At 60.6% G+C, this 6,283-nt stretch carries 4 protein-coding genes; all 4 read left to right on the top strand.

The window, feature by feature from the left end:
- Positions 1 to 187: 187 nt before the first annotated feature.
- Positions 188 to 1,849, top strand: a complete 1,662-nt coding sequence (locus tag PHT20_RS08880) for an alpha-D-glucose phosphate-specific phosphoglucomutase (RefSeq protein WP_301020239.1) — start codon at positions 188 to 190, stop codon at positions 1,847 to 1,849.
- A 71-nt stretch (positions 1,850 to 1,920) separates the two neighbouring features.
- Positions 1,921 to 3,195: a glucose-1-phosphate adenylyltransferase gene (glgC, locus tag PHT20_RS08875; RefSeq protein WP_301020238.1), complete on the top strand. Its 1,275-nt coding sequence runs from the start codon at positions 1,921 to 1,923 to the stop codon at positions 3,193 to 3,195.
- Between the two features lie 14 nt (positions 3,196 to 3,209).
- The gene (gene glgA / locus PHT20_RS08870) at positions 3,210 to 4,658 is read left to right on the top strand and encodes a glycogen synthase GlgA (RefSeq protein WP_301020237.1); all 1,449 of its coding nucleotides are present in this window, start codon (positions 3,210 to 3,212) and stop codon (positions 4,656 to 4,658) included.
- 43 nt (positions 4,659 to 4,701) lie between these two features.
- Positions 4,702 to 6,225 (top strand): 4-alpha-glucanotransferase, encoded by a 1,524-nt coding sequence (malQ, locus tag PHT20_RS08865; protein ID WP_301020236.1) that lies wholly within the window; start codon positions 4,702 to 4,704, stop codon positions 6,223 to 6,225.
- Positions 6,226 to 6,283 lie beyond the last annotated feature (58 nt).

Here is a 6,283-nt window from a genome sequence, read left to right as displayed (position 1 = left end):
ATCTCAGGGTGGGTTCCCAAACGACGCAACATCTCTTCGTCACTCATCTGGCTTTTGCCTGTCATCTCTGGCCTTTCGCTTTGGTGGAGGAACCGTACTTTACGGCACATCAGTTTGAATCGCACCCGGTTTACCGTGCAAATGGTGCTAAATTCAAGTGGTCATTTCAGCCGCAGGAAGTTTCACCATGGCCATTCAGTCCATTTCTACCCACAGCTTTGCAGGCCAGCGCCCTGGTACTTCGGGTTTGCGAAAAAAAGTCACGGTATTCATGCAGCCCAATTACCTGGAGAACTTTGTCCAGGCGCTGTTTGATGTGCTCAGTGGCATTGATGCCGAGGGTCAACGGGGCACGGCCTTGCAAGGCCAAACCCTGGTGTTGGGCGGGGACGGCCGCTACCACAACCGCGCGGCGGTGCAAACCATTTTGAAGCTGGCAGCGGCCAACGGCGTGGCCAAGGTGTTGCTGGGGCAGGGCGGTATTTTGTCGACACCGGCGGTCAGCGCAGTCATTCGTCGGCGTGCAGCGTTGGGCGGTATCGTGCTCTCGGCCAGTCACAACCCGGGCGGGGCAGAGGGCGACTTTGGCATCAAATACAACGCCAACAACGGCGGCCCAGCCAGTGAGGCGATGACCGAAGCCGTTTACGCTCGCACCCAAGTGCTGACACAGCTGCGCATGAGCGACGCGCCAGACATTAACCTCAACCCCTTGGGCGTTCAAATGCTTGAGCAGATGCAGGTGGAGGTGATTGACCCCGTGGCTGATTACTTGGCGGTGATGCGCAGTTTGTTTGACTTTGACCAGCTGCGAGGCCTGTTCCAGAAGGGTTTCACGCTGCGCGTGGATGCCATGAACGCGGTGGGCGGCCCTTACGCCAAAGCCATTTTGGAAGACGTGCTGGGCGCACCGGCAGGCAGCGTGGTCAACGCCGTGCCGCTGGAAGACTTTGGCGGATTGCACCCCGACCCCAACCCGGTCAACGCCACCGATTTGATTGACCACATGAGCGCGCCCAATGCGCCAGACTTCGGAGCTGCCATGGACGGCGATGCGGATCGCAACATGGTGGTCGGGCGCAACTTTGTCGTGTCGCCCTCTGACAGCCTGGCGCTCATGACGGCGCATGCCAAGCTGATTCCTGGTTACCGCCATGGTTTGCTGGGGGTGGCGCGCTCCATGCCCACCTCGGCCGCGGTCGACCGGGTGGTGAAGGCCTTGCAACTGCCGTGTTTCGAAACCCCCACTGGCTGGAAGTTTTTTGGCAACCTGCTCGATGCGGGTCAAGTCACCCTGTGCGGCGAAGAAAGTTATGGCACCGGCTCCAGCCATGTGCGAGAAAAAGATGGCTTGTGGGCGATTTTGTTTTGGCTCAGCCTGCAAGCGGCCACGGGCAAATCAGTGCAAACCCTGGTGCAAGAGCACTGGCGCATCTATGGCCGCAACTACTACACCCGCCACGACTACGAGGCCATTGCGGTTGATGTGGCCAACGCCTTAATAGTCGATTTGCGTGCCAGCTTGCCCGGTTTGGTGGGGCAGCGTTTTGGCCAACGCACGGTGGCGGTGGCAGATGACTTTGCCTACACCGACCCGGTGGACGGCTCAATTTCCAACCAGCAAGGCGTGCGCCTGCTGTTTGATGACGGGGCGCGGGTGATTTTCAGGCTGTCGGGTACGGGCACCGAGGGCGCCACCTTGCGCTTGTATTTAGAGCGCTACGAGGCCAACCCGGACTTGCATGCGGTGCCGGTGCAGATCGCCTTGGCCGACTTGGCTGCGGTGGCCGAGCAGGTGGCCGGTATTTGTGCGCGCACCGGCATGGCGGCACCCAGCGTGGCCACGTGATGAACGCCGTGCTCAGGCGGGTGCGAAACCAGCGCATGGCATGAAAAGATTTTGACAACGAGGAGACAACCATGGTGCATACAGAAAAAAGAACCCCCGAAACCCATCAACTGGTGCGCCACACTGTGGCGCTGGTGCTGGCCGGTGGGCGTGGTTCACGGCTCAAGCAACTGACCGACACCCGCGCCAAACCGGCTGTGTATTTTGGCGGCAAGTTCCGCATCATTGACTTTGCCCTGTCCAATTGCCTGAATTCAGGCATTCGGCGCATGGCGGTGGTGACGCAATACAAATCGCATTCACTGATGCGCCACATGCAGCGCGGCTGGAGCTTTTTGCGCGCCGAGCTCAATGAAATGGTGGACTTGCTGCCGGCTCAGCAGCGTGCCGGTGAAGAGCATTGGTACCGTGGCACGGCCGATGCCATTTTCCAAAACATGGACATCATCCGCTCCAGCAAGCCCAAGTACATTGTGATTTTGGCTGGTGACCATGTGTACAAAATGGACTACTCGATCATGCTCAAAGACCATGTGGCCATGGGCGCTGGCTGCACGGTGGGTTGTATTGAAGTGCCACGTGCCGAGGCCAGTGCCTTTGGCGTGATGGCCATTGACGCAGACCGGCAAATCTCGGAGTTTGTGGAAAAACCCACCAACCCGCCGCCCATGCCCGGCAACGATGCGGTGTCCCTGGCCAGTATGGGCATCTATATTTTTGATGCGGACTACCTGTACCAACTTCTTGAAGACGACTTGGCCAATCCGGCTTCAGAGCACGACTTTGGTAAAAACGTCATTCCCCGTGCCGTGTCTGAAGGTCGTGCGCTAGCGCACCCGTTTGGCATGTCATGTGTCTCGCGAGTGAAAGGTGTGGCGCCCTACTGGCGCGATGTGGGCACCATTGATGCCTTTTGGTCGGCCAACCTGGACTTGGCTTCGACCGTGCCCGAGCTTGATATTTACGACACCGATTGGCCAATTTGGACTTACCAGCGCCAGTTGCCGCCAGCCAAGTTTGTGCCCGACAAAGATGGCAACAATGGCATTTACGTCAACACCGTGGTCTCAGGTGGCTGCATTGTGTCGGGCTCTTATGTGGCGCATTCAGTGCTGTTTTCTGAGGTGCGGGTGCATTCTGATTGCAAGATTGACGAGGCCGTGGTGCTGCCTGATGTCACCATCCATCGCCACTGCCGCCTGCGCCGCGTGGTGATTGACCGCGCGTGCGTCATCCCTGAAGGCCTGGTGGTGGGTGAGGATGCGGCGCTCGATGCGCAGCGCTTTGAGCGTTCTGAGGGCGGTGTGGTGCTGATCACCCGCGACATGTTGGCCAAGTTAGTTTGAAGAGAACCCTTTTGATGAATGTCTTGCAAGTCAGCGCTGAAATTTTTCCTTTGCTCAAAACCGGGGGGCTGGCAGACATTGCCGGGGCGCTGCCCGCCGCGCTTCATGGTGCAGGCTGTGACGTGCGGGTGTTGTTGCCCGGTTTTGCCCCCATCATGGCTGACCTGCAACAGCCCCAAGTGCTCACCGAGTTGACCTCCCCCTGGGGCGAGACGGTGCGCATTTGCCATGGCGAGCTGGTCACGCTGGGCGTTCAGGCCTATGTGCTGGATGTGCCACACCTCTACCAGCGCCCCGGCACCCCCTATGAAGACGAGCAGCGCCAGCCGCACCATGACAACCATCGCCGCTTTGCCTTGCTGGGCTGGGTGGCGGCTCAATTGGCCTGCGGGCTCGACGCGCATTGGCAACCCGCTGTGGTGCACAGCCACGACTGGCACGCCGCGCTCACGTCTGCCTACCTGGCTTTTGGCCCCGTGCGTGGCCGCATGGTGGCCAGTGTTTACACCGTGCACAACCTGGCTTACCAAGGGGTGTTTGCGCCGATTCATTTTTACGACCTGGGCTTGCCGCCCCATGCGTTCGCGGTCAACGGGCTTGAGTTTCACGGCCAAATGTCATTCATGAAGGCGGGCTTGTACTACGCCGACCACATCACCACCGTCAGCCCGACCTACGCCAAAGAAATTCAGACGCCAGAGCAAGGTTGTGGCCTGGACGGCTTGCTGCGTGAGCGTGCCTCAGAGTTGACCGGCATTTTGAATGCCGTGGATGAGTCGGTTTGGAACCCGGCCACCGACAGCGCCATCCCCCACACCTTTGATGCCAAAAAGCCCGCCGGCAAGGCGCGCTGCAAAGCGGCGCTGCAGCAAGCCTTGGGTTTGTCAGTCAAGCCCGAGGCCTTGCTGTTTGGCGTGGTCAGCCGCCTGACCGAGCAAAAAGGCTTGCACCTGGTGCTGGCTGCGGTGGACGACCTGATCGCCCAGGGTGGGCAACTGGTGGTGTTGGGCACCGGCGAGGCCGCGCTAGAGGCTGAATTCTCAGCCCGCGCCGCCCGCCACCCCGAGTCGGTGGCGGTGCGCATTGGCTACGACGAAGCATTTGCCCACCAAATTTTTGCGGCCACCGATGTCACGCTGGTGCCCTCGCGCTTTGAGCCGTGTGGCCTGACGCAAATGTATGGCCTGAAATACGGCAGCTTGCCTCTGGTGCACAAAGTGGGCGGTTTGGCCGACACCGTGGTGGACTGCGCCCTGGAGCATCTGGCCGACGGCAGTGCCAACGGCTTTGTGTTCAAAGAGTTCAGTGCAGCTGCTTTGCAGCGTGCCATGCGGCGCGCTTTTGCGCTGCATGACCGCCCGACCGAATGGCGTGCTGTACGCCAGCGTGCCATGCAGCAAGCGCTGGGCTGGGACAAGGCCGCAGCGCAGTATGTGGCGCTGTACCGCCACCTGTTGGCTTGATCAACCCCACCCTTTTTCTATTTTGAGCTGGAGTTCTTGACGCATGCTTCATTCATGGATGGCGCAGCGCGCCGCGGGGGTGCTGCTGCACCCCACCTCATTGCCCGGGCCGCATGGCGCGGGCGACCTGGGTCCCAACGCTTATTACTTCGTTGACTGGCTGCACGGCGCCGGTCAAACGCTGTGGCAAACCCTGCCACTGGGGCCGGTGGGGCCGGGGTTTTCGCCTTACATGGGCAGCTCGGCGTTTGCCGGCAACCCGCTGCTGGTGGCCTTTGAGCCCTTGGTGCAACGCGGCTGGCTGCGTGCCGAGAGCTTGCACTCAGAATGGGTTGATGAGCGCATTGACTACCCCGTGCTGGTGCCGTGGCGCATGCAGAAGCTGCGCGAAGCCTTTGCTGGGTTTGGCCAGCATGCCACCCCAGAAGACCAGGCTCAGCTGGCCACTTGGGCGCAGTCGCAACAGCACTGGTTGGACGACTACACCCTGTTCATGGCGCTTGACCATGCCCACAGCCCCGCGTTATGGCCACAGTGGCCGCCAGGTTTGGCGCAGCGTACGCCTGACGCCATGGCGCAAGCGCGCCTGCAGCACGCATTGGAGATGGCTTTTTGGCGCTTTGTGCAATGGCAGTTTGATGTGCAGTGGCAAGCCCTCAAAGCCTATGCCCACGCCAAAGGGGTCAGGCTGGTGGGCGACTTGCCTATTTTCGTGGCACACCACAGTGCCGACTGCTGGGCGCGGCCAGACTTGTACCAGCTCGACGCCGTGGGGCAACCTACTGTGGTGGCGGGTGTGCCGCCTGACTTTTTTTCTGCCACCGGCCAGCGTTGGGGCAACCCGCTCTACAACTGGGTCGCCATGGCGCAAGACGGCTACGCTTGGTGGATCGAGCGGGTGCGCCGCCAGTTGCAACTGGCTGATGTGGTGCGCATTGACCACTTCAGGGGTTTTGTGGACTACTGGGAAATTCCGGCCAACGAGCCCACCGCCATTCACGGGCACTGGCAAATTGGCCCCGGTGCGGCCTTGTTTGACGCGTTGGCGCAGGCGCTGGGCGACCTGCCCATCATTGCCGAAGACCTGGGGCTGATCACCCCGGCGGTGCACGCGCTGCGCGAGTCCACCGGTTTCCCGGGTATGCGGGTGCTGCAGTTTGCCTTTTCAGGCGATGCCCACAACGCCTTTTTGCCGCACAACTTTGAGCCCAACACCGTGGTTTACACCGGCACCCATGACAACGATACGGTGCCTGGCTGGTGGGCCAGTTGCAGTGGGCATGAGCGCAGTTTTGCCGCGCATTACCTGGGGGTGGCGCCCGAGCCAGTCGCTGCCGTGCAGTGGCCGATGCTGCGCGCGGCCAGCTTCTCGGTGGCGCGCTTGGCTGTGTGCCAGTTTCAAGACGTGCTGGGGTTGGGTGGCCAGCACCGCATGAACACCCCTGGCACCATGGGCTGCTGGAGCTGGCGCTTCAAATGGGACTGGGTGCAACCCCACATGGCGCAACAACTGGCACACATCACCGCCGCCAGTGGGCGGGTAGGCTTTGAGCGCTTGGAACTTTGAGTTTGCTGGCTGTTTTATATGCTTTTTAGGCTTCTAGAGCTTATGAATAAAGCGTAAG

The organism is Rhodoferax sp., from assembly GCF_028715765.1.
GTDB lineage: Bacteria > Pseudomonadota > Gammaproteobacteria > Burkholderiales > Burkholderiaceae_C > Rhodoferax.
This window is presented reverse-complemented; position numbering and strand designations above follow the sequence as displayed.

What these genes read in the sequence shown, in the direction of transcription:
- glgA (WP_301020237.1), top strand. Translation starts at nt 3,210, where the DNA reads ATGAATGTCTTGCAAGTCAGCGCTGAAATTTTTCCTTTGCTCAAAACC.
- PHT20_RS08880 (WP_301020239.1), top strand. Translation starts at nt 188, where the DNA reads ATGGCCATTCAGTCCATTTCTACCCACAGCTTTGCAGGCCAGCGCCCT.
- glgC (WP_301020238.1), top strand. Translation starts at nt 1,921, where the DNA reads ATGGTGCATACAGAAAAAAGAACCCCCGAAACCCATCAACTGGTGCGC.
- malQ (WP_301020236.1), top strand. Translation starts at nt 4,702, where the DNA reads ATGCTTCATTCATGGATGGCGCAGCGCGCCGCGGGGGTGCTGCTGCAC.